Origin of the sequence: Aequorivita sp. CIP111184 (genome assembly GCF_900489465.1) — a bacterium.
Classification (GTDB): domain Bacteria; phylum Bacteroidota; class Bacteroidia; order Flavobacteriales; family Flavobacteriaceae; genus Aequorivita.
This window is the reverse complement of record NZ_UEFQ01000026.1, coordinates 64,119-85,105: the sequence shown is the minus strand read 5'-3', so window position 1 is coordinate 85,105 and position 20,987 is coordinate 64,119. Positions and strand designations below refer to the sequence as shown.

The window sequence follows — 20,987 nt, the reverse complement described above, 5'->3', positions numbered from 1 at the left end:
CGGAAAAAACAACTCAGTATCAATCAATACCAATTCACAAGCAACTTAAATGGTTTACCAAAACCAAATTAATACATATTATTATGCTAAATCAAGATCAAAAACAGCAAATAATAAGCATGCCAAGAATTGGTAATATTGCTCCCGAATTTAAAGCAGTTACAACACAGGGGGAAATCAATTTCCCAGCAGATTATAAAGGTAAATGAATAATTTTATTCAGTCACCCTGCAGATTTAACCCCTGTGTGTACCTTAAAATTTGTGTCTTATGCAAACCGCAAGTCTTAATTTGTAGCTTTAAACTGTTAGTTGGAGGTTTGTCTATTAACGGTTTATATAACTATATGGCTTGGGTAAGCAGCATAAAAGACAAGATTGAATTTAAGGGAATGAAAAACATAGAAGTTACTTTCCTTTTAATTGAAGACAACAGTATCGAAGTTGCCGAAAAATAAATAACCGCAGATGAATGGTCTGGAGATTAAATTTAACTTTTAGAAATTAGGAACCATGGAATCACATATTTACAATGTAGTTATAAATTGGAAAAACAGTCGTAGAGGCATTATGTGTTCTCCTGAATTGAACGAAAAAAATGGCGTTTGTATTGAAGTAGCCACTCCCCCAGAATTTCCTAAAGGAATAGAAGGTATTTGGTCTCCAGAACACTTGTTTGTAGCTTCAGTGAGTAGTTGTTTAATGACTACTTTTTTAGCTATAGCAGAAAATTCAACTCTTGAGTTTGAAAGTTTCAGCTGTCAGGCAGAAGGAAAGCTAGAAATGGTTGAAGGTAAGTTAATGATGAGCGAAATCTTGCTCAAACCTACCGTAGTTATTCATAATGAAGTTTATATAGACAAAGCAACACGTATATTAAAAAAAGCTGAAAATGCTTGTTTGATAACCCATTCTATAAAGTCAAAAGTCACAATGGAAATAACTGTTAAGGTAAAACCCATTTTAATAGAAGGCGAATGAAAAAATGTATCGGCATTTTCACACTCAGAAAAATTTTAAATGTTCATGAGAAAAGGAATGTCTGATGCTTAAAAAGCTGAATAATGACGAAATATAATCTTTTACTCGTTGCATTTGGTATTGTAACATCTCTGGCATTTGTAGAATATAAAAGCCCTATAATTACCAAAGCGCATTTAAAAACTTATGGAAATACTTCAATTTTAGAGATTAGCTCTAAAACAAAAAAGTATATGGATATTTCTGAAGCAATGGCCATTCATGAGCCAAAAAAAATAACTGTTGATATCCCTAAGCCTATAGTTCTTGTTACTTCCCATTCCTCAGCTTTCGAAAAGACGGTAGTAGTTTTACCCACAGACTTTTTTATGAAATCGGTAAAGGCAACAGTAAAAGGTACTTCTACATTGCACGATTGGGAGTCCGATGTTACAATAATAGAAGGCCAAGGTTCATTTCAACTAAAAGATAATATGCTAGCATCAATAAAAGATGCGGAAATTAAAATTCCTGTAAAGGGCATTATAAGTAAAGAAGGGAAGAAAATGGATGCTAAAACCTATGAAACCTTTAAATCAGACAAGTACCCGTATATAAAATATTCTTTTAATAATGCAGAGGTAAAAATGAATAAGTCACGTGTGGTTAGCATGGAAACTATTGGGAAGCTCAGCATGGCAGGCGTAAGTAAGTCGGTTCCTATTTCGGCACACGGAAAATTATTGCCCAATGGTGATTTGCAACTAAAGGTTTCCAAAACAATAAAGATGACCGACTTTAGCATGGAGCCACCTGTAATGTTTCTTGGAACCATAAAAGTGGGAGACGAAATAACAGTAATCTTTGACTTTGTGCTTTCTAAAGTCAATAATTGAATTATGAAAAAACTGCATTGGGGCTTGGCAATGATCGAGATTGTAGCGGATCATACACTTATAGAACAAATAATTTAATTAATTATAAAAATAGAATATGGAAACAAAAAAGAATTTAGGGATTTGGATGGATCATTCATCAGCAAATTTTATTGATTTAGACTCCATTAAAAATAATCATTCCATAGCATCAAAATTTACGTCCAATACAAAAGAAGAAGTATTGAATAGAAGTGAATACACTATGCATAATAAGGAAGAGCAAATGCAAGAAGCATTTTATAAAGAAATTTCAGAGGAGATTTCGAAATACAATCATGTAGTCTTATTTGGTCCAACGAATGCAAAATCAGAACTACATAATTATTTAAAAAACAACTCACATTTTAAGGATATAAAAATTGACGTTAAATCTGCAGATAAGATGACGGATAATGAAAAAAATGTTTTTGTCAAGAATCATTTTGAACAATAACATATTTTGAACTTCCTTAGAATAATCAATAAAACAATTAATTAGTAGGGTAAGATATAAGTAGAAGCAATTATAAATAACGGGATACTCAATTACTACCTAAAAAGGTGATAATTGTATATCTCATTTAAATCAATTAAAAGCTATTATATATGGAAACAAAAGCTAAATTGTAGCAGGATATCATATATCACCATGTAAATTCACACATAATTTCCTGAGTTATCCAAAATACATTTCTGAGATGCCCAAAAAAGATTCAGAAATTGTCCCTTCGGGAATGAGCACAAAAGATTTTAAAGAATATTATAACTCCGTGCAGGATATATTATTAGAATACTCAAATACACATATTATGAAAAAAGAAAAAAAAGACACAGAGTCAAAGAATTATGAAGGATATCCAACCTACCCTCCTTCAGAAGACATTTATAACAAAGAAAAGGAAGAAACAGAACTAAACCCAGAAGATCCTTCAAAAACAAAGACCCCAAATGAAGCAGAAGGAACGCCAAATGAAAAAGGGTTTAAGGATGATAAATCGGGAGATGATTTAGATATTCCTGGATCAGAACTAGACGATCAACAGGAAAGTGTGGGTAGTGAGGATGAAGAAAACAACTACTACAGTTTGGGAGGAGATAACCATAATGATCTTGATGAAGACAAGGGTTAAAAAAAGTAAAAAGCAATACAATGAACAGATATAACGATTAGCCATTAACGTTTAAGATGGCAGAATTTCAAATTATAATACTGTTCTCTTTGCTTTCAGGCTCAACTGTTTTTTTAGGAGGTTTATTATCCTATTATTTTGGGGATCACGTAAAAAGCGGATTAGTAAAGGCAGAAATCATTCATAGCTCAACAGCCTTTGGTGGTGGTATTTTAATGGCCGCCGTAGCATTGGTGTTGATCCCAGAAGGAATGCAGGCGCTTTCATTAGTACCAATGGCAATATGCTTTATGGCAGGTGCCATAGCATTCTTTTTAATAGATCGCTATATACAGCGTAAGGGCGGTACCATTGCCCAGTTGTTAGGGATGCTTTCAGATTTTGTTCCCGAAGCCATTGCTATGGGGGCTGTTTTTTCACAGAATCCGCAATTAGGAATATTATTGGCAATCATTATTGGTATTCAAAATTTCCCAGAAGCATTTAATGCTTATCTAGAATTAAAAATTATTTATTCTGCAAAGAAATGTTTAATAATTCTTTTCCTCTTAAGTTTCTCGGGGGTGGCTTCGGCATTATTAGGATATTACTTTTTATCCGATATGCCCATCACCATAGGCGCACTCATGATTTTCTCATCCGGTGGAATTGTTTACCTTATTTTTCAAGATATAGCACCATTATCAAGTATGAAAAAAAATTGGATTCCGGCACTTGGTGCTTGTTTGGGCTTTCTGGTTGGAATGATTGGTTTAAAAATATTGGGATAAATCCATAAATTCAAATACAATTTGAGGGTTCAATATGAGCCTAAAAAAGTAACTTTATACATCCTTAAATCAGCAATTATGAGCGATATGCCAGATGATTATTTAGACAACCATTACATACATAGAAGTAATTGGCTACGGGCTGCAGTACTTGGAGCAAATGACGGGATTCTTTCTACCGCAAGCCTTGCAATTGGAGTTGCTGCAGCCAGTGATTTAAGAGAACCTATTATTTTGGCAACCCTTGCAGGTTTGGTTGCGGGAGCTTTATCAATGGCCGCGGGAGAATACGTTTCTGTAAGTTCCCAAACCGATGTGGAAAAAGCTGATATTGAAAGAGAAATTATAGAATTAAGAGAAACACCCGAACTTGAATTACAACGTTTGGCAGAAATTTATGAAAAGAGAGGACTAAAAAAAGAAACTGCTTTGTTAGTTGCCGAAGAATTAACGGAACACGACGTACTAGCGGCCCATATAAGAGATGAGTTGGGGATTAATGAAATAAGCCAAGCTAAACCAATACAAGCTGCACTCGCCTCTGGTTCAGCATTTACCTTTGGAGGAGTGCTTCCGCTAATTGTTGCATTATTTCTACCCATTGATAATATGGAATACTTTCTATATGGATTTGCCATTGTTTTCTTAATAATTTTAGGAATAGTAGCCGCCAAAACAGGAGGATCAAGTATTGGAAAAGCAATTATAAGAGTTACATTTTGGGGAACAGTTGCTATGGGCTTGACGGCTTTGGTAGGATATTTATTCGGAGCAACCTTATAGATTACCAAATTGCATACTTTAAGAAATTTAGGACAAATCTCGTGTTATATATCTTTCGATGAATCCATTCGGCTCTGCCTTTGTATCTTTGTGAAAACTAAAGAAACATGCGCTTCACTCCAATAATTTGCTTCCTGTTTGTATTGTTATCGTGCAAAACTGAAAAAAAACAACTCACCGCCCAAAAAATTATTGATAAAACTATTGAAAATGCCGGTGGCAAAAAATATGATGCCGCCAATATAGCTTTTAGCTTTCGAGACGCTGATTATAGTAGCCATAGAGAAAACGGTTTATTTGAGTTAAGGCGAAGTTTTACCGATTCTTTGGGAGAAATAACTGATGTACTAACAAATTCTGAATTTGAACGTTTCATTAATGGTACAAAACTAATTTTACCAGATTCTACGGCCAGCAAATACGCCAATTCTTTAAACTCGGTGCATTACTTTGTACAATTGCCCTTTGGTTTAAATGAAGCAGCGGTTCAAAAAGAATTAGTTGGGGAAGCTGAGATTGATGGCAAAAAGTACTACAAAATCAAGGTAACATTTACAAAAGAAGGCGGCGGTACAGACCACGAAGATCTTTATATGTACTGGATACATGAAAGTGATTTTACAGCAGATTATTTTGCCTATAAATTTTACACTGGGGAAGGAGGCATACGCTTTCGGCAAGCTTATAACCCAAGAGTGATTAATGGGCTACGTTTTGTAGATTACAAAAACTACAAAGTGGAACCTTGGGAATCTGTGGATTTAAAAACTGTTGATTCCTTGTTTGAAGCGGGAGAACTAGAACTACTATCTGAGATTAAAACTGAGAATGTTTCGGTGATTCCTATTGAAAAAAAGTAAAAAAGTCAGGATGTTTTATATCCTCCTTCAAACACAAAACGTTTTGAAGAACATAAAGTTTACTGAGCAATCGTGGTGTTCTCTATAAAAACCTTTGTGGTTCCAATGTTAAAAAAAGTTCATTGCTCTACGAAAATATGGAGACCAAAGTATCTCTAGAAGTTTCCAGTATTTACAAAGAAAATCGCATTTGCTAAAAACAACTTACCATTCTGCCAAAAGGAGCGAAAGGAAACATCGTCCACCATATAAACTACACTACCTCTACCCTTTCTGGCTTCTGCAAAAACGATGGAATTTTTTAAAGCTGCTTTCGCGGTTTCACCCGAAAAACCAGAAACGCTTTCGGGTTCTTTTATATATCCAACATTAAACCCTTCATCTAAAAATTTATAGGAATCGCTACCCAGTTTTAAACTGTAATAAGTATCGCCATAACCAAACGCTAAAGGATGGGTATTATCTAACATAACTTTATAAATACTTCCAGTAATAAAATCTTTAGTACTTTCCAGTTCGCGCTGGGCGTAGGGAATCATATTTCCTAAAGTATCCTTTTCTTTTTCAGCCTTTTCGTCCCCGTTCTTTTTTAGATCAAAACCTTCTTTGTCTTCAAAAATACTTACCGCATTTGCAATTGCAATTACATTTCCTCCTTTTTCAATCCATTCATCAAGGGTTTTAAAAGTAGCTTCGTTTAAAATGGATTTGTAATTTCCGTCGGGCAAAACAAGCACATCATAATTTGACCACTGAATTTTACCTATATCTTCTGTATTAATGTAAGTAATTGGGTATTTCAATTGTGTTTCAAAAAAGTGCCAAAGTGCGCCGTAGCTTAAAGACGAAGTTCCCTCCCCCCGCAACATTGCTACTTTTTTATTTTTAATTAAATGCACATATTGTGATCCGAAATCTGTTAAACTATCAGCAAAACTTGAAGGCGAAGTGTACAATTGGCGCCCCATCTCATTGGCAATTTCAGAAACAGTTTTGTCAAAATCTGTATTTGTTTTATTATCGCTACGCGTAATAATCAAACTGCCGCGACCAAAGCTGTTACCACCAAAACCAAGTCCTTTTTCAGAAAAACGCACTTTTATATCTGCTTTTAACAAGGCCGAAAGAAATTCAGCATCCTGTAAACTGTTCCATTTGGCAATATAACCCGCCGCCGTTGCCGAAGGAATATTGGAAACGCTATTACTCGGAAAACTCCCGTTTGCTGAAACCAACGTTGTGCTCGCTACCGCATCCAGTCCGAAAGCATACGGTAGGCTCCAAGCTGTAATGTCATATGTAACGGGAGTTGAAAGCGCAGCATTAGGTTCAAACAGTACCTGCACCATTTTACCTTTTGGTTGATTGGTGCTAACTACCAACGCTCCTTTGGCATCCATTGTTCCTTTTTTATTTTCGGAATAATTAAAGCCACTTACTTTTCCCTCAGTTGCATATCCGTATTTTATTTCGTGACGGTCTAGCATTTCAGTAAGTGCTTTAATGTTGTCGAGATTACCTTTCAGCACAAAACTTTTATATTTTAGATTATCGTTTTTAAAGAATTTTTTAAATTCAGTATTTAGGGACGCTGCGTTTTGCGAAGCTACCTCAATTGTGGAAAGACCTGTAGTGGTATGATGTGCCACACGGTCCACAAGGGTAAGTTCCACATCTTCGTCATTCATAATTCCCAAACCAGCCATTCCGTGGCCTGCCTGTTCGTAAGTCATTCCAATAGCTCCCATAAAGAGTGGATAGGTATCGCCATAGCTAGGGTACAAAAGGTCAAAACTCTCGCGGGTAAAGAAAAGCCAACCGTTTTTATCAAAATATTTAGCGTTGTTCTTTCCTACCTTGTTTTGGAATTCGCGCTGCCAAGGTGTAATTATTTCGTGGAAAGGTTCCGCAGCAGGAGCAAAATAATATGGATTATTGATATACTGTTCGTGAAAATCCACGTGTATCTGGGGCATCCACTGATTGTAAATTTTTAAGCGTTGCTGTGTTTCCACTTGACTTGCCCACATCCAGTCGCGATTTAAATCGAATAAATAATGGTTTGGTCTTCCGCCAGGCCAAGGTTCGTTGTGTTCGGTGGCATCCTGTGAAGAATTATAAGGCGAAGCTTTCACTTGGTTATACCAATTTACATAACGGTCACGCCCGTCTGGATTCACGCCAGGATCCATAATGACTACAACGTTTTTTAACCAATCGGAATGTTCCGTAATCAGTTTATAGACAGTATTCATTGCTGCCTCGCTGCTACTTGCTTCATTACCGTGAACATTATAGCTGAGCCACACAATTGTCTTTTCAGGAGTTGCACTACCTGAAAGGATGCCAATATTTTTTAAATTATCAGTTCGTATTTTTTCAAGATTTGCAAGGTTTTCTTCGGAAGAAATAACGGCATAAATAAGTCTTCGGCGTTCGTTAGTTTTTCCGTAGTCGAAGTATTTTACCATTCCACTATTTGTAGCTACATGATCAAAATAGCCAACAACATCAGCGTGGCGGGAAAATTGAGTTCCTATTTCATAGCCTAAAAATTCAGCAGGAGATTTTAATTGGGCGAAAATAAAAATAGGAAAAACTAGGAATAAAAAAGTAAAATAGCGCGTCATTGTGCGGGTTTTAAAAAGTGGTCTAAAACTACTAAAGTTTTACCAAATTCTGAATTCTGAATTCTGAATTCTTATTTATACTGTATTTTTGTTTGAATCTTTCTGAAGAACCTATGCCAAACCATTCCATTCCGTATAAAAACACAGGTTATTTTTCAAAATTGATATGCGATTATCTCGCTGAAGATGAAAGTTTAAAACCCTTTTACAATCGCTTTCCAAACTTGGAGAATTTTAAACACCAGATTACCGAGAAGCAGAAAACTTTTACGGATGATAAACGGCATTTGTTGGCAAAACGGATTATGCTTCAATATGGAGACAATTCACTTTCGCAGTCTACACTTAGCAATATAGATTTATTGAAAGAGCATACCACCTTCACGATAACAACGGGACATCAGCTTAATCTTTTCACAGGTCCATTATACTTTTTATATAAAATATTTTCTGCAATAAATCTTGCCGAAAAATTGAATAAGGAATATCACAACCATCATTTTGTCCCTATTTATTGGATGGCAACTGAAGACCACGATTTTGAGGAAATTAATTATTTCAATCTATTTGGAAAAAAAGTTAAGTGGGACAGAGAAGCTTCTGGGGCTGTTGGCGAACTTTCTACGGAAGGTTTGGAGGAAGTGAAACAGCAATTGAAAAAGGAGTTTGGGGAAAGCGAAAACGCCAAAAAATTGATTTCCTATTTTTCCGACGCATACACAAAACACGACAACCTTGCAGATGCCACTCGGTATTTGGCAAATAGCATGTTCTATCATCACGGGCTTGTTATTGTGGATGGGAATGATGCTGCGCTGAAAAAATGTTTTATTCCTTATGCCGAAAAGGAACTTACAGAAAATCTCAGCTTTAAAAAAGTATCGAAAACTACTGAAAACCTTACAAATTTAGGTTTTTCGGAACAAGTACATCCACGGGAAATAAATCTGTTTTATTTAAAGGAAAACCTCAGAGAACGAATTGTTGAGCAGGAAGGCAAGTTTTATGTAAATGAAACGGACATCTCTTTTTCAAAAGAAGAAATTTTAAAAGAACTGTACGAAAATCCACAGCGGTTTTCACCAAATGCTTTGCTACGACCTTTATACCAAGAAGAAATTTTACCCAATCTTTGTTACATTGGCGGCGGCGGCGAGCTGGCATATTGGTTTCAATTAAAAGATTATTTTAATACAGTGGAAGTGCCTTTTCCTATTTTATTACTTCGGAATTCGGTGCTTTTGTTTCCTAAAATGTTATCAGAAAAACTAGAAAAACTCAATACAGAAATTGAGGAATTGTTTCTTCATCAGCACGAGTTAATTACCCGGCACACCTATAAAATTTCAAAAATAGCTATAGACTTCTCAAAACAAAAGGATTTCTTAAAACAGCAGTTTAAGGATTTATACACCTTGGCCGAAAAGACCGACGTTTCTTTTTTAGGAGCTGTTGGCGCACAGGAAAAGAAACAATTGAACGGTTTGGACAACCTTGAAAAACGCTTGTTAAAAGCCCAAAAACGAAATCTTTCCGATGAATTAGATCGTTTGAGAGCTATTCAAAATCAACTTTTCCCTAACCAAAGCTTACAGGAACGACAGCTAAATTTTTCTGAGTTTTATTTGGAATATGGGGAAGAATTGATGGATTTATTAAAAGAAAATCTCAATCCGCTTGATGCTAATTTTACTGTTTTGGAGTTATAATTATTCTGTTGAAAACCCTAAAAAAATTACACACAACCATTTAACCAACTTATATATTTAAAGTATTTTTGCCTATGCAAAATAACGTCCTCATTTTAGATTTTGGTTCGCAGTATACCCAATTAATCGCCAGACGCGTGCGGGAGCTGAACATTTACTGCGAGATTCACCCTTACCACCATATTCCAGAAAACTTGGAGCCTTTTAAGGCTGTAATACTATCCGGCAGTCCGTTTTCGGTTCGCGCGGAAGATGCGCCACATCCAGATCTTTCTCAGATTCGCGGACACAAGCCCCTTTTGGCGGTTTGTTATGGAGCGCAATATTTAGCACATTTCAGTGGTGGAAGCGTAGAGCCATCTAACCTGCGTGAATACGGCAGAGCGAAACTTTCAATGATAAAATCTGGGGAAGATTTCTTTAAAGATATTCCTGAGAATACGAACGTATGGATGAGCCATAGCGACACCATTGCGCAACTTCCCGAAAACGGAGTGCGTTTGGCTAGTACAGTTGATGTTTTAAATGCGGCTTACAGAATTGAGGGCGAAGAAACCTATGCAATACAATTTCACCCAGAAGTATACCACACAACCCACGGGAAGCAATTACTTGAAAATTTCTTGGTAAACATTGCCGGAGTTCCACAAACATGGACCCCTGCAGCTTTTGTGGAAACTACGGTTGAAACTTTGCGAGAACAGATTGGGGATGGCAAAGTGGTGCTCGGTTTAAGTGGCGGTGTAGATTCTACTGTTGCTGCCATTCTGTTGAATAAAGCCATCGGTAAAAACCTGTACTGTATTTTCGTAAACAACGGCTTGCTTCGTAAAAACGAATTTGAAAGTGTGCTTCACCAATATAAAGATATGGGGCTAAACGTAAAAGGCGTTGATGCTTCTGAACGTTTTTTGAAAGCCTTAAAAGACGAAAGCGATCCAGAAAGAAAACGCAAAGCCATCGGCAACGCATTTATAGAAGTTTTTGATGATGAAGCACATCAATTAACAGGTGTTGACTGGTTGGCACAAGGAACCATTTACCCAGACGTTATTGAAAGTGTTTCGGTAAACGGGCCCTCAGTAACCATAAAAAGCCATCACAATGTTGGTGGTTTACCAGATTTTATGAAGCTGAAAATTGTGGAACCTTTGCGCATGCTTTTTAAAGATGAAGTGCGACGCGTTGGAAAAGAAATGGGCATAGACCCAGAGTTATTGGGTAGACATCCTTTCCCCGGACCAGGCTTGGCTATTCGAATTTTGGGCGATATTACAGCAGAAAAAGTTCGTATATTACAGGAGGTTGACGCAATCTTTATAAATGGTCTGAAAAAATGGGATCTATACGATAAAGTTTGGCAGGCTGGAGCGATCCTATTGCCAGTAAATAGCGTGGGCGTAATGGGCGATGAAAGAACGTACGAGAAAGTAGTTGCGCTACGCGCCGTGGAATCCACAGATGGAATGACCGCAGATTGGGTGAACCTTCCTTATGAATTTTTACAGGAAGTGAGCAACCATATAATAAACCGAGTTAAAGGCGTTAATAGAGTAGTCTATGACATCAGCTCTAAACCGCCCGCAACTATTGAGTGGGAATAAAAATTGAAATCGAGACTATGTTTAGCAAATCTAAAAAATTGATTATCTCTATGTTGAAGTGTTTAATATACGTTTCGGTAACCTTTCTATTTATGGTTAGTTGTGGCTCTGCAGCGCAGCAACAGTACAAAAGCCATTCGGTTCAAAAAGGGGAAACGGTTTACAGCATTGCAAAAGACTTCAACATTTCTGAAGAAACTATTTACAATCTCAATCCAGATGCAAAAAATGGTTTGAAGGTGAATAGCGTTTTAATAATACCATCCAATAACCTGATAAGTTCTGGAACTAACAATAATAACTTCCGCGAGCACAAAGTAAAAAAGAAGGAAACCCTCTACGGAATTGCCCAATTATACAATGTTAGTGTTGAAGATATTAAAAAATTAAACAAGGAATTATATTCCCGTGGACTTAAAAAAGGAGAGCGATTATTGATTCCGGCGGCATCGCAAGTTACAGAAAATGGAAGCTCAGGACCAGGAAAGATTTTACCTGGCACCCAAAAACACACTGTTAAACCAAAAGAAACAAAGTTTGGAATTGCCAGAAAATTTGGAATTTCTATCGCGGAACTAGAAGATTTGAATCCAGATTTGGGAGAGAGCCTGAAAGTTGGAACGACTCTTATCGTGCCAGAAAAAACAGTAATTGAAAATGCGGAAATTGACGACGAGAATTTTCAATATTATGAAGTAAAGCCGAAGGAAGGCTTCTTTAGGTTAAAAGTAAAATTTGGACTTTCAGAAGAAGAAATTATCGCTTTAAATCCATATGCAAAAGATGGTCTTAAGGAAGGGATGATTTTAAAAATACCAAAAGACGAAAACGCTATTTTAAAAGAAGATATTTCAGTTGTTGATCTTGAAAAAAGAATTGATAACAAAAAAATGAAAACGGTCGCACTAATGCTTCCTTTTCGCTTAATGCGCAATCCGAGCGATTCAACGAGTAATGACCAAGACTGGCTTAAGAAAGATCCCACCCTTCGCGTTGCTTTAGATTTTTACAGCGGGGCATTAATGGCTGCTGAATTTGCAAAGGATAAGGGAATTTCAGTTACATTGAATGTTTATGACACAGAAAAAAGCGACACTAAAGTTGCATCAATTATTTCAAATAGCGATTTCAAAAATGTGGATGCCGTAATAGGCCCATTACTTCAAAAAAATGTTGAAAAAGCTTCTGAAATGTTGAAAGACAAAAAAATCCCTGTCTTTTCACCACTCAGTAATAGAGATATGGTGATGAACAATAATCTATTTCAAACCCTTCCCACAGACGCCGTGCTTGAAAAAAGGATGATCCAATATATAAAAGAACACAGTTCGGGGAAAAACATTATTATTATTTCCGATTCAAAAAAAGCGAAGCAACGCGAAATGATACAAACTGCAATTCCAACCGCAAAAACCGTTTCGCCTCGGGGCGGTGGCTATGTTCAAGGTAGCGATATATCTTCTGTAGCTTCCGAAGGAATGGACAACTGGGTAATCCTTGAGTCTGAAAATCCTGTTTTAGTGAGTAGCGCAGTAAACGCTCTTGCAGCGATACCGGCCAATTATAAAATACGCCTATTTACTTTGAATAAAAACGAGGCCTATGAATGGCACGAAGTTTCCAGCATACGCTTGGCAAAAATCAACTTTACATTTCCATCTGTAAATAAAAATATTTCAGAAGATGACCGTAATCCTTTTTTAATTAGCTATAAAAATAAATACGGTGTACTTCCAAATAGATACGCCATCCGCGGGTTTGATGTAACCTATGATGTGCTGCTGCGATTGGCTTCCGAAAAAGATATTTATGATGCAGTTATGCCAGAAAACGAAACGGTTTACATTGAAAACAAATTCCGTTACGAAAAATCAACCTCAGAAGGATATTGCAACGAAGCAGCATATATTTTAAAATATAACGCCGAACTTAAATTTGAAGTTGTAGAATGAGCACTTCCAAAGTAACCTATCTGGGCAATCTCCGTACAGAAAATGAACACTTGAAATCGGGCAATAAATTTATTACCGATGCGCCCACAGACAACAACGGAAAGGGTGAAGCTTTTTCGCCAACAGATACAGTGGCCACAGGTCTTGCCAATTGTATGATTACAATGATGGGCATTAAGGCGCGCGATATGCAAGTGAATATGGACGGAACCACAGCAATGGTAACCAAAACAATGGCGGCAGATCCACGCCGAATTTCAAAAATTGAAGTGGTTTTAAATTTCCCTACTGGAATTGACGAAAAATCAAAAAAAATACTGGAAAATACCGCCCGAACCTGTCCCGTTCATTATAGTCTTCATCCAGATATTGAAAGGGATATTATTTTTAATTGGAGTTAAAATATTCGTTGCTTTCAGCGCATCCGATAACTACAATTTTAGGTACTATTTTTGATTTCACATTAATATGAAACTACTTTTCACCTTTCTATTTTCCTTACTTCTCTTTCCGCAGGACAGTTCGGAAAAAATTATGTGGAATGAAACCCAAAAATTAACTTGGGAAGATTTTCGCGGAAAACCAGTTAGAAGTGCCAGCTTCGTAGCGAGTACCAATACCGGTATCAGTTTTCAATATTCCTATTCCATAAAAAATGGAGCTGTAAATGCGGAATACTCCGTAAAAAGTTTCTTTTCCCCAGAAAGCTCTTGGTACATTCCCGAAAGAGTTAATCCTTATATTTTAAAGCATGAACAAGCCCATTTTGATGTGTCGGAATTGCATGCGCGTATGCTTCGGAAAAAACTTAAGGAAAAAACATTTACAAAAAAGATAAAATCTGAAATTGAAGGAATCTATCAGCAAGTAGAACAAAAAAGAAGAGCGATGCAGACTAACTTTGATGCTGAAACAGACCATTCCCGCAACGAAGAGAAAGAAATTTTCTGGCAAAAACACATCGCTAACCAACTTGCGGAATACAATGATTGGAAGTAACCCGGACCCAAAACATTTGATTGAATTGGCCAACTACAAAATGCCCTTCGGAAAATACGAAGGCTATTATTTGGCAAATATCCCTGAGTACTATTTTGTGTGGTTTAAACAGAAGGGATTTCCGGAAGGAAAATTGGGCCGGATGATGGCGGAAATGTATGAATTGAAATTAAATGGACTGGAAGGCTTATTGCAAAGGTTGATTAAAAAGTGAAAAGATTTTTCAGCTATTTTTGGCCAACTACCCGCCAATTTTCTTCAGAAATAAATGGCACTTTGGAAGTGACCTATTTTAACGGCAAAAAGGTTTTAGATACTGAAAACGCAAACTATTCCTACGGTTCCCTTCAAAAAATTCTAGAGTTTGGATTGACGAAAGTTGATTTAAAATCTGTTGAAAATCTATTACTTCTGGGAATGGGAGGTGGAAGTGTAATTCATTCCCTTCGAAATACTTTTGAATACAAAAAAAATATAGTTGCCGTTGAAATTGATCCAGCGATTATAAAACTTGCGGAGAATGAGTTTGGAATAAGCACTTCAGAAGAGCTCCAAATTATAGAAGCTGATGCTTTTAAATTTGTAAAAAATTCAAAAGAAAAATTTGATTTAGTAATTATTGATCTTTTCATTGACACCAACGTACCCCCTATTTTTTATGGAAAAGAATTTTGCGAAAATATTTCGATATTACTTCAAAAAAATGGTTCAATAATTTTTAATGTGGGCATTAATCTGGAAAAAGACTCTGTAGCCAATGAAACTGTCAGTTCCAACTTCGGGAGCGGTTTAAAATTTCTAGTTTACCCAAAAGTGAACGATACAAATACATTATTAATTGGGAAGAAATTTGCGAGTTAACAACCCTTTTCTTCTACCGCCATATTTTGAAATTTATAGCTTTCCTTTCCATAATAAAAATGTACCTTTGCATCCCGTATAGTTATTTCAGCAAAGGCATTCATGAGCACTACAAAATACATCTTCGTTACGGGCGGGGTATCATCATCATTAGGAAAAGGAATTATAGCGGCATCGCTAGCTAAGTTACTACAAGCTAGAGGATACCGTGTTACCATCCAAAAATTGGATCCATATATAAATGTAGATCCAGGCACACTAAACCCTTACGAACATGGCGAATGCTATGTAACCAATGACGGTGCTGAAACCGACTTAGATTTGGGTCACTACGAGCGTTTCTTAAACGTAAATACTTCACAAGCCAACAATGTTACTACGGGTCGTATTTACCAAAGTGTAATTGAGAAAGAACGTCGCGGTGAATTTTTGGGAAAAACCGTACAGGTTATTCCACACATCACCAACGAAATTAAAGAACGCGTACAATTGCTTGGAAACACAGGCGAATATGATATAATAATAACCGAAATTGGTGGAACCGTTGGCGATATTGAATCCTTGCCCTACATTGAAGCAGTACGCCAAATGAAGTGGGAAATGGGCGATGATAACGCTTTGGTTATTCACCTAACCCTTGTACCCTACCTTTCTGCAGCGGGTGAACTAAAAACAAAACCCACCCAACACTCTGTAAAAACATTGATGGAAAGCGGAATTCGCGCAGATATTTTGGTTTGCAGAACTGAACATGAACTTTCAAAAGATCTAAGACGAAAACTTGCTCTTTTTTGCAATGTGAAAGAGGAAGCGGTTATTCAATCCATCGATGCCTCCACAATTTACGATGTCCCTAATATGATGCTTGAGGAAGGCTTGGACACGGTTACACTTCAGAAATTAAATTTAAAAGATTCAAAAAAGCCCGATTTAAAACAGTGGAATAAATTTTTACAAAGACACAAAAATCCAAAAGGCGAAGTTCATATTGGTTTGATTGGAAAATATGTGGAATTGCAGGACAGCTACAAATCCATACTTGAATCTTTTATTCACGCTGGCGCGGAAAACGAGGTGAAAGTAAAAGTGGAGTACATACATTCCGAACACATAAACGCAAAAACTATCGGTAAAAAACTTTCAAAGTTAGATGGTATTTTAGTAGCTCCCGGTTTCGGTGAGCGCGGTGTTGAAGGAAAGGTTGCAGCCGTAAAATATGCCCGTGAAAACAATTTACCGTTTTTGGGAATTTGTTTGGGAATGCAAATGGCCGTTATTGAATTCGCCAGAAACGTACTAAAACTTAAAGATGCGAATAGTACTGAAATGAATTCTCAGACCAAAGATCCAGTAATTAGTATCATGGAAGACCAAAAGAACATTACCAATATGGGCGGCACGATGCGTTTGGGCGCTTGGAAGTGTGATTTAAAAAAGGGAAGTATTGTCAGTAAGATATATAAAACAAAAACCATAGAGGAGCGTCACCGCCACCGCTATGAATTCAACAATAAATACCGTGAGCAATTTGAGGCTGCCGGTATGATTGCCACTGGGGTAAATCCTGATACTGGGTTGGTTGAGATTATTGAAATCCCAGAACATCCATGGTTTGTTGGGGTTCAGTATCACCCTGAATATAAAAGCACGGTTGCCAATCCGCATCCACTTTTTGTGGCCTTTGTGAAAGCTGTTCACGATCACGCTTCAAAAAACAAATAGGACAATTTGACGTATTTATAAAAAAGGCGGGATTATTGCCCTGCCAGTTAAAATTAACGATAACACACTTTTGAAATATTTCAAAAGAAGAAATAAAAGATGGAAAAAAAGAAATTCGACTTTAACTCACTTATAGGTTTTTTATTAATCGGTGGAATCCTAATCTGGATGCTTTACCTCAACAAACCTACCGAGGAAGAACTTCAAGCTGAAAAAGCCAAGACAGAAGCTGCCGCGAAAGAAAAAGCAGAAGCTGAAAAAAGCAAACAAGACATCACTTTGTCCGAAGCAACTACCGAGATTAGCGATGCTGTTATGCCTGGCGATTCATTGGCTTTAGAACAATTGAAAAACAAGCTTGGTTCCTTTGCATATTCTGGAACACTTCCTTCCGCAACTGAAGGTACTACTGTTTTAGAGAACGACGTTCTTATGCTGAAAATCAGTAACAAAGGAGGTTATATAACCGAAGCGCTTTTAAAGAATTTCCATCAATACGATTCTGTTCCCGTTTATTTAATTAAAGACGGAAACGCATCTTTAGACCTACAGTTTTCTGCGGAAAATAGAAGTTTAAATTCCAAGGATTTATACTTTCAACCAACTTTGAGTAAAAATGGTGAGGACCACGTGCTCTCCATGAAACTTAAGACTTCCGAAAACGGTTTTATTGAATATAAATATACATTGCATCCTGGTGAATATATGCTAGATTTTAGCATCAATAGCCAAGGATTGGATGGCATTATAAATACTTCACAACCTATGTATTTAGATTGGAAGTTGAAAGGATATCGCCACGCAAAAAGTATTTCATATGAAAATCGCTATTCGCGTTTAACGTATGAATATGAAGATGAAAAGCATTCAAAACTTTCTCCTTCTGGTGAAGATGACGAATTGGAAAAGGATGTTACGTGGATGAACTTCCGCCAGCATTTTTTCAGCTCTATGTTACTTACAGACACTCCTTTTAAAGAAGTGAAACTTACTTCTGTAGATTTGGTGAAAGACGAAGAAGTGGACACAACTTTCACTAAACAATATGGGGCAAAAATGCTTTTGGAGCCTAAAGGCGGCGCATTAGCGTATAACATGAATATGTATTACGGCCCGTCTGATTATCAAATTTTTAAAACTTATGACCGTAACCTTGACGAGGCGATGCCACTTGGTTGGGGGATATTTGGGGTAATAAACAAATACATTATCATTCCTTTATTCGCTTTCTTAACAGATTTTCTACCTGCGGGAATTGCAATTATAGTTTTGACCATTTTGATAAAACTTTTGCTATCGCCAGTTCAGTACAAACAATACTTGGCCCAAGCAAAAATGAAGGTTTTAAAACCTGAAATGGATGAAATAAAGGAAAAGTACAAAGACAACAAACTGAAAATCCAGCAAGAAACCATGAAGCTGCAAAACTCCGCCGGCGCCAGTCCGCTGAAAGGATGTTTGCCTGCATTATTGCAGATTCCGGTATTTTATGCGCTATTTACATTCTTCCCTTCAGCTTTTGATTTGAGGCAGAAGAGCTTCCTTTGGGCAGATGACCTTTCCAGTTATGACACTATTGCACAATTGCCATTCCGCATTCCATTTTATGGTGATCACGTTAGTTTGTTTCCTATTTTGGCTTCCATCGCCATCTTTGTTTATATGATGATGACTATGGGACAGAATATGCAACAACAGCAACAACCGGGAATGCCAAACATGAAATTCCTGATGTATCTGTCGCCATTGTTTATGTTGGTGTTTTTCAACAACTACGCGAGTGGACTTTCATTATATTATTTTATTTCAAATTTGATTACCATTGGAATTATGTTAGTAATCAAAAACTTTATTATTGATGAAGACAAAATCCACGCTAAAATTCAAGTGAAAAAAGCACAGCCGAAAAAACAGAATAAGTTCCAGCGAAAAATGTCAGAAATGATGGATCAAGCGGAGCAACAGAAAAAAGGCGGCAAACGATAAAACTTTCTAGAACGCAGAAAGCTTATAACAATCTTTCTGCGTTTTAAATTTAAAATAGATTTTGAATTGTACCGTTTACTTTTTAAGTATTCGAAATGACAGTATGAAAAAAACCGCTTTAATCCTTTTCTTCGGAATAATTTTCGGCTCCCTCCATGTTTTTTCACAAAGTGGAACAAACCAAATGGACGCGCAAGGCAAGCGCAATGGGGTTTGGAAAAAAACATATGAAGGTTCGACCCAGCTTCGCTACGAAGGCAATTTTGAGCACGGAAAAGAAGTAGGCGAATTCAAATTTTATTGCCTTGAATGTAAAGACAAGCCAACGGTTACCAAAAACTTTAATAGTAAAGACGATATTGCCGACGTGAAATATTATACTATTAAAGGCAAATTGGTAAGTGAAGGAAAAATGAAAGACAAAGACCGCATTGGCGAATGGGTTTACTATCACGAAAAGTCCAAAAATGTAATGACGCGAGAAAATTACGTTGACGGAAAACTGGACGGAAAAGTGATAACCTACTATCCCAATGGAAAAATAACTGAAGAAATTAGCTACAAAAACGGTATAAAAGAAGGGGAAGATAATTACTACTCTCCTGAAGGCGTTTTGCTTAAAAAATTACTTTATAGAGAAGACCAGCTACAAGGCCCCGGATTTTATTATGATGCCAATGGAAATTTAGTGATCGAAGGATTTTATAAAGATGATAAAAAACACGGTCTTTGGAAATATTACAAAGACGGCAAAGTAGTTTTAGAAGAAACATATCCAAAACCCGATAAATAGTAAATCTTCAGGTAAGGAAACCAGAAATCGCTCGACTGTTATATTTCGAAAGTCTTTTTACCTTTGCCCCTTCATAAACAGGATCTATTTAGGGCCAAGTTTTAAACACATACATTTTTATGAAAAAACGAGTAGTTGTCGGACTCAGTGGCGGTGTTGATTCCAGCGTTGCTGCCTATCTTTTAAAAGAAGAAGGCTACGATGTTATTGGTCTATTTATGAAGAATTGGCACGATGATTCCGTAACAATTTCTGATGAATGCCCATGGCTGGAAGATAGCAACGATGCTATGCTTGTGGCTGAAAAGCTTGGCATTCCTTTCCAAACAGTCGATTTAAGTGAAGAATACAAAGAGCGGATTGTTGACTATATGTTTCGCGAATATCAAATGGGACGCACACCAAACCCAGACGTACTTTGCAACCGTGAAATAAAGTTTGATGTTTTTATGAAAATCGCCCTAAATTTAGGTGCCGATTTTGTAGCAACTGGCCATTATTGCAGAAAAGGTATTTTTGAAAAAGACGGCGAAGAGATATATCAATTAATTTCGGGCAAAGACCCAAACAAAGACCAATCATACTTTTTGTGCCAGCTTTCGCAAGAGCAACTTGCAAAAACATTATTTCCTATTGGCGAATTGTTAAAACCTGACGTGCGAAAAATAGCTGCGGAACAAAACCTTATTACCGCCGAAAAACGCGATTCGCAAGGTTTGTGTTTCATTGGAAAAGTGAGACTACCTGAATTTCTTCAACAAAAACTGGCACCAAAAGATGGTGTGATCGTTGAGGTACCGGCAAGTTTTTCAGAATATAAAAGAACAAAATCAGATTTTTCTTCCGAAGAGGAAAAATTCAAATACCTCTCCGCCAAAAGAAAATATTCCAAAGTAGATGGCAAACAAATAGGCATCCACCATGGTGCGCACTATTTCACCAAAGGACAACGCAAAGGCTTGGCTGTTGGCGGAACCAAAGAACCGCTCTTTGTAATTGATACTGATGTAGAGGAAAATGTAATCTATACGGGCCAAGGTAAGGAGCATCCTGGACTTTACCGTCTCGGACTTTTCGTGAAAAGTGACGAAATACATTGGATCCGGGAAGACCTAAAACTTGGCGAAGAAGAAAAAATGGAGGTTATGGCTCGAATACGCTACAGGCAACCATTGGAAAAAGCAACTTTACACTGCACAGTTTCGGGACTTTATATTATATTTGACAAACCACAATCCGCAATAACCGAAGGTCAGTTTGTAGCATGGTACAATGACCAAGAATTATTGGGAAGTGGAGTTATATCTTAAAA

At 36.9% G+C, this 20,987-nt stretch carries 20 protein-coding genes; 19 read left to right on the top strand and 1 reads right to left on the bottom strand.

The genetic code is table 11. The features are described 5' to 3' along the window. Positions 1-83 precede the first annotated feature (83 nt). The 8 genes from AEQU1_RS16340 (at position 84) to AEQU1_RS12240 (ending at position 5,419) form a co-directional block, all read left to right on the top strand. A complete protein-coding gene (locus AEQU1_RS16340) occupies positions 84-209 on the top strand; it encodes a hypothetical protein (protein ID WP_258455292.1) in 126 nt (41 codons plus the stop codon). A 303-nt stretch (positions 210-512) separates the two neighbouring features. Then, positions 513-980, top strand: coding sequence for an OsmC family protein (locus AEQU1_RS12270; protein WP_111881556.1), 468 nt, complete (start codon positions 513-515; stop codon positions 978-980). A gap of 83 nt (positions 981-1,063) precedes the next feature. Next, entirely contained in the window at positions 1,064-1,855 is a 792-nt protein-coding gene (locus AEQU1_RS12265) for a YceI family protein (RefSeq protein WP_111881554.1), read from the top strand. Between the two features lie 97 nt (positions 1,856-1,952). Beyond that, a complete protein-coding gene (locus tag AEQU1_RS12260; RefSeq protein ID WP_111881553.1) occupies positions 1,953-2,330 on the top strand; it encodes a hypothetical protein in 378 nt (125 codons plus the stop codon). Positions 2,331-2,574: 244 nt separating this feature from the next. Then, complete coding sequence (locus AEQU1_RS12255) at positions 2,575-3,006, top strand: hypothetical protein (RefSeq protein ID WP_258455291.1); 432 nt, start codon at positions 2,575-2,577, stop codon at positions 3,004-3,006. A gap of 56 nt (positions 3,007-3,062) precedes the next feature. After that, entirely contained in the window at positions 3,063-3,776 is a 714-nt protein-coding gene (locus AEQU1_RS12250; RefSeq protein ID WP_111881551.1) for a ZIP family metal transporter, read from the top strand. Positions 3,777-3,854: 78 nt separating this feature from the next. After that, positions 3,855-4,559 carry a VIT family protein gene (locus AEQU1_RS12245; protein WP_111881549.1) on the top strand — a complete coding sequence of 235 codons (705 nt, stop codon included), beginning with the start codon at positions 3,855-3,857 and terminating at the stop codon, positions 4,557-4,559. A 107-nt stretch (positions 4,560-4,666) separates the two neighbouring features. Continuing rightward, positions 4,667-5,419, top strand: coding sequence for a DUF6503 family protein (locus AEQU1_RS12240; protein WP_111881547.1), 753 nt, complete (start codon positions 4,667-4,669; stop codon positions 5,417-5,419). Positions 5,420-5,574: 155 nt separating this feature from the next. Here AEQU1_RS12240 and AEQU1_RS12235 read toward each other — a convergent pair whose 3' ends face one another. Next, entirely contained in the window at positions 5,575-8,049 is a 2,475-nt protein-coding gene (locus AEQU1_RS12235) for a M14 family metallopeptidase (RefSeq protein WP_111881546.1), read from the bottom strand. Between the two features lie 113 nt (positions 8,050-8,162). Here AEQU1_RS12235 and bshC point away from each other — a divergent pair, with 113 nt between their 5' ends. The 11 genes from bshC to mnmA all read left to right on the top strand — a co-directional run bounded on the left by bshC (position 8,163) and on the right by mnmA (position 20,985). Continuing rightward, positions 8,163-9,758: a bacillithiol biosynthesis cysteine-adding enzyme BshC gene (gene bshC, locus AEQU1_RS12230; protein ID WP_111881544.1), complete on the top strand. Its 1,596-nt coding sequence runs from the start codon at positions 8,163-8,165 to the stop codon at positions 9,756-9,758. Between the two features lie 74 nt (positions 9,759-9,832). Beyond that, positions 9,833-11,362, top strand: a complete 1,530-nt coding sequence (guaA, locus tag AEQU1_RS12225; RefSeq protein WP_111881543.1) for a glutamine-hydrolyzing GMP synthase — start codon at positions 9,833-9,835, stop codon at positions 11,360-11,362. Positions 11,363-11,412: 50 nt separating this feature from the next. Beyond that, positions 11,413-13,314, top strand: coding sequence for a LysM peptidoglycan-binding domain-containing protein (locus tag AEQU1_RS12220; protein ID WP_181566766.1), 1,902 nt, complete (start codon positions 11,413-11,415; stop codon positions 13,312-13,314). Then, the gene (locus AEQU1_RS12215; RefSeq protein ID WP_111881539.1) at positions 13,311-13,715 is read left to right on the top strand and encodes an OsmC family protein; all 405 of its coding nucleotides are present in this window, start codon (positions 13,311-13,313) and stop codon (positions 13,713-13,715) included. Before AEQU1_RS12220 ends, AEQU1_RS12215 begins: the two co-directional genes overlap by 4 nt. Before the next feature lie 67 nt (positions 13,716-13,782). Beyond that, positions 13,783-14,313, top strand: coding sequence for a DUF922 domain-containing protein (locus AEQU1_RS12210; RefSeq protein ID WP_111881538.1), 531 nt, complete (start codon positions 13,783-13,785; stop codon positions 14,311-14,313). After that, the gene (locus AEQU1_RS12205) at positions 14,300-14,527 is read left to right on the top strand and encodes a DUF3820 family protein (RefSeq protein ID WP_111881536.1); all 228 of its coding nucleotides are present in this window, start codon (positions 14,300-14,302) and stop codon (positions 14,525-14,527) included. The genes AEQU1_RS12210 and AEQU1_RS12205 overlap by 14 nt, the downstream gene beginning before the upstream one ends. After that, entirely contained in the window at positions 14,524-15,174 is a 651-nt protein-coding gene (locus AEQU1_RS12200; protein WP_111881535.1) for a spermidine synthase, read from the top strand. Before AEQU1_RS12205 ends, AEQU1_RS12200 begins: the two co-directional genes overlap by 4 nt. Before the next feature lie 102 nt (positions 15,175-15,276). Further along, positions 15,277-16,896 carry a CTP synthase gene (locus AEQU1_RS12195; RefSeq protein WP_111881533.1) on the top strand — a complete coding sequence of 540 codons (1,620 nt, stop codon included), beginning with the start codon at positions 15,277-15,279 and terminating at the stop codon, positions 16,894-16,896. 99 nt (positions 16,897-16,995) lie between these two features. Beyond that, positions 16,996-18,882 (top strand): membrane protein insertase YidC, encoded by a 1,887-nt coding sequence (gene yidC / locus AEQU1_RS12190; protein WP_111881531.1) that lies wholly within the window; start codon positions 16,996-16,998, stop codon positions 18,880-18,882. A gap of 103 nt (positions 18,883-18,985) precedes the next feature. Then, a complete protein-coding gene (locus tag AEQU1_RS12185; RefSeq protein ID WP_111881530.1) occupies positions 18,986-19,675 on the top strand; it encodes a toxin-antitoxin system YwqK family antitoxin in 690 nt (229 codons plus the stop codon). Positions 19,676-19,794: 119 nt separating this feature from the next. Continuing rightward, a complete protein-coding gene (gene mnmA, locus AEQU1_RS12180) occupies positions 19,795-20,985 on the top strand; it encodes a tRNA 2-thiouridine(34) synthase MnmA (RefSeq protein WP_111881528.1) in 1,191 nt (396 codons plus the stop codon). The last annotated feature ends 2 nt before the right edge of the window (positions 20,986-20,987 follow it).

Bases quoted from the DNA above. Each gene is read 5' to 3' on its own strand.
- AEQU1_RS12255 (WP_258455291.1), top strand. From the start codon at position 2,575: ATGCCCAAAAAAGATTCAGAAATTGTCCCTTCGGGAATGAGCACAAAA.
- AEQU1_RS12270 (WP_111881556.1), top strand. From the start codon at position 513: ATGGAATCACATATTTACAATGTAGTTATAAATTGGAAAAACAGTCGT.
- AEQU1_RS12205 (WP_111881536.1), top strand. From the start codon at position 14,300: ATGATTGGAAGTAACCCGGACCCAAAACATTTGATTGAATTGGCCAAC.
- AEQU1_RS12240 (WP_111881547.1), top strand. From the start codon at position 4,667: ATGCGCTTCACTCCAATAATTTGCTTCCTGTTTGTATTGTTATCGTGC.
- AEQU1_RS12195 (WP_111881533.1), top strand. From the start codon at position 15,277: ATGAGCACTACAAAATACATCTTCGTTACGGGCGGGGTATCATCATCA.
- bshC (WP_111881544.1), top strand. From the start codon at position 8,163: ATGCCAAACCATTCCATTCCGTATAAAAACACAGGTTATTTTTCAAAA.
- AEQU1_RS16340 (WP_258455292.1), top strand. From the start codon at position 84: ATGCTAAATCAAGATCAAAAACAGCAAATAATAAGCATGCCAAGAATT.
- AEQU1_RS12185 (WP_111881530.1), top strand. From the start codon at position 18,986: ATGAAAAAAACCGCTTTAATCCTTTTCTTCGGAATAATTTTCGGCTCC.
- AEQU1_RS12235 (WP_111881546.1), bottom strand. From the start codon at position 8,049: ATGACGCGCTATTTTACTTTTTTATTCCTAGTTTTTCCTATTTTTATT.
- AEQU1_RS12265 (WP_111881554.1), top strand. From the start codon at position 1,064: ATGACGAAATATAATCTTTTACTCGTTGCATTTGGTATTGTAACATCT.
- yidC (WP_111881531.1), top strand. From the start codon at position 16,996: ATGGAAAAAAAGAAATTCGACTTTAACTCACTTATAGGTTTTTTATTA.
- mnmA (WP_111881528.1), top strand. From the start codon at position 19,795: ATGAAAAAACGAGTAGTTGTCGGACTCAGTGGCGGTGTTGATTCCAGC.
- AEQU1_RS12260 (WP_111881553.1), top strand. From the start codon at position 1,953: ATGGAAACAAAAAAGAATTTAGGGATTTGGATGGATCATTCATCAGCA.
- guaA (WP_111881543.1), top strand. From the start codon at position 9,833: ATGCAAAATAACGTCCTCATTTTAGATTTTGGTTCGCAGTATACCCAA.
- AEQU1_RS12250 (WP_111881551.1), top strand. From the start codon at position 3,063: ATGGCAGAATTTCAAATTATAATACTGTTCTCTTTGCTTTCAGGCTCA.
- AEQU1_RS12210 (WP_111881538.1), top strand. From the start codon at position 13,783: ATGAAACTACTTTTCACCTTTCTATTTTCCTTACTTCTCTTTCCGCAG.
- AEQU1_RS12220 (WP_181566766.1), top strand. From the start codon at position 11,413: ATGTTGAAGTGTTTAATATACGTTTCGGTAACCTTTCTATTTATGGTT.
- AEQU1_RS12215 (WP_111881539.1), top strand. From the start codon at position 13,311: ATGAGCACTTCCAAAGTAACCTATCTGGGCAATCTCCGTACAGAAAAT.
- AEQU1_RS12245 (WP_111881549.1), top strand. From the start codon at position 3,855: ATGAGCGATATGCCAGATGATTATTTAGACAACCATTACATACATAGA.